Origin of the sequence: Candidatus Clostridium stratigraminis (assembly GCF_045310675.1) — a bacterium.
Taxonomy (GTDB): Bacteria; Bacillota; Clostridia; order Clostridiales; family Clostridiaceae; genus Clostridium_AT; species Clostridium_AT stratigraminis.
Window position 1 is genome coordinate 1 of record NZ_JBJHZZ010000038.1, and the last position, 1,926, is coordinate 1,926.

2 protein-coding genes are annotated in these 1,926 nt (G+C 33.8%); both read left to right on the forward strand.

The features are described from left to right. The coding region (locus ACJDUG_RS17725) for an ABC transporter ATP-binding protein (RefSeq protein ID WP_406771197.1) at window positions 1–1,341 on the forward strand (1,341 nt) is incomplete at its 5' end. A 19-nt stretch (window positions 1,342–1,360) separates the two neighbouring features. Beyond that, window positions 1,361–1,926: ABC transporter permease subunit (locus ACJDUG_RS17730; protein ID WP_406771198.1), on the forward strand; the 566-nt coding region annotated here is incomplete at its 3' end.

The following is a 1,926-nucleotide window of genomic DNA, read 5'->3' on the forward strand; positions in this document are numbered from 1 at the left end:
GTTAAGATGTCTGACCCAAATGAAGCCATAAAACTAGGAATTGGTATGGTTCATCAGCATTTTATGTTAGTTCAAAATTTTACGGTTGCAGAGAACATAGTACTTGGTTCAGAACCAAGAAAAGGCGTAAAGTTAGATATAAAAAAGGCTATATTGGATGTTAAAGAGCTTTCTAAAAAATATGGATTTGCAATTGACCCTAATGCAATTATTTCCGATATATCAGTAGGTCAGCAGCAAAAGGTTGAAATATTAAAAGCTTTATATAGAGGTGCAGGTATTTTAATATTAGATGAACCAACTGCTGTTTTAACTCCACAGGAAATAGAAGAATTAGGTATTATAATAAGAAATCTTGAAAAAGAAGGAAAATCAGTAATTCTTATAACTCATAAATTAAAAGAAGTTATGAGTATGAGTGACAGAGTAACAATACTTAGAAGAGGTAAGATAACTGGAACTGTTAAAACTAAGGATACAAGTATAGACCAGCTTGCAGAGTTAATGGTTGGAAGAAAGGTTAATCTTGTAGTTAATAAAAAAGAAGTACAAGTTGGAAGGGAAATACTTAAAGTTGAGAATTTGAATGCAAATGATCAAAGGGGCCTTCCTGCTGTTAATGGAGTAAATCTTACAGTTAATGCCGGAGAAATAGTAGGTATAGCTGGTGTAGATGGAAATGGACAATCAGAATTAGTGGAAACTCTTACTGGCCTTAGAAAACCTGTATCAGGTTCTATTATATTAAATGGCAAGGATATATTTGGGAAGAGTCCAAGAGAAATAATAAACGACGGAGTAAGTCATATTCCTGAAGACAGACATAAAAGGGGTCTAATATTAAAGTATTCCTTATTTGAAAATGCAATACTTGGTAATCATAATAAAAAACCCTTTAGTAATGGAATTATAATGAATTATAAAAATATCAGAAAATATACTCAAAAGCTTATAGATGATTTTGACGTTAGAACACCAAATGATGAGGTTATGGCGTCAGCCCTTTCTGGAGGAAATCAACAAAAACTAATAGCAGCAAGGGAAATTTCAAAGGATCCAGATTTGCTTATTGCCTCACAACCTACTAGAGGACTAGATGTTGGAGCAATTGAATATATTCATAAAAGACTAGTTATGGAAAGAGATAACGGAAAAGCAGTTCTTCTAGTTTCTCTTGAGTTAGATGAAATTATGTCCTTATCTGATAGAATTGCAGTTATGTACGATGGAAAAATAGTTGCAATCCTAGACAGGAAGGATGCTACAGAAAACAAGCTTGGTATTTTAATGGCTGGAGGAAGCCTTGAAGACTATAAGGAAGAGGTGAAGGACATTGAGTAATGAAAAGAAAGAAAACACGATGGTAAGCTACTTAAATAAGGCTTTCAAAAGCCTTGGGTATCCTTTGCTTGCAATTATAGTTGCCATATTTGTTTCCGTATTCTTTGTAATGTGGTCAAAAGGTTATTCAATACTAGAGTATTTTTCAGCTTTAAGGGACCTCTTCAGCGTAATATGGAAAGGCAGCTTTGGTTCAAAAATGATGGCACTTCAAACTCTAGAATATGTAACACCTCTTATATTTACTGGTGTGGCTAATGCTGTTGCCTTTAGAACTGGACTATTTAATATAGGAGTTGAAGGACAATTCTTAATGGGAATGATGTCAGCAGCCATTATTGGAACAATTCCCGGATTGAGCCCTGTTATACATATTCCATTAATTATTATAGGTGGAATACTAGCAGGGGGAATATGGGCATCTGTACCAGGTTATTTAAAGGGCAGATTTGGAATAAATGAAGTTATTAATACAATTATGATGAATTATATTGGTATGAATTTTGCTAACTTCATAATCTTAAGAACTCCTTTTGGCGTGGCAGATAAGTCAGCTACACCTCTAATTCAAAAAAGTGCAGAACT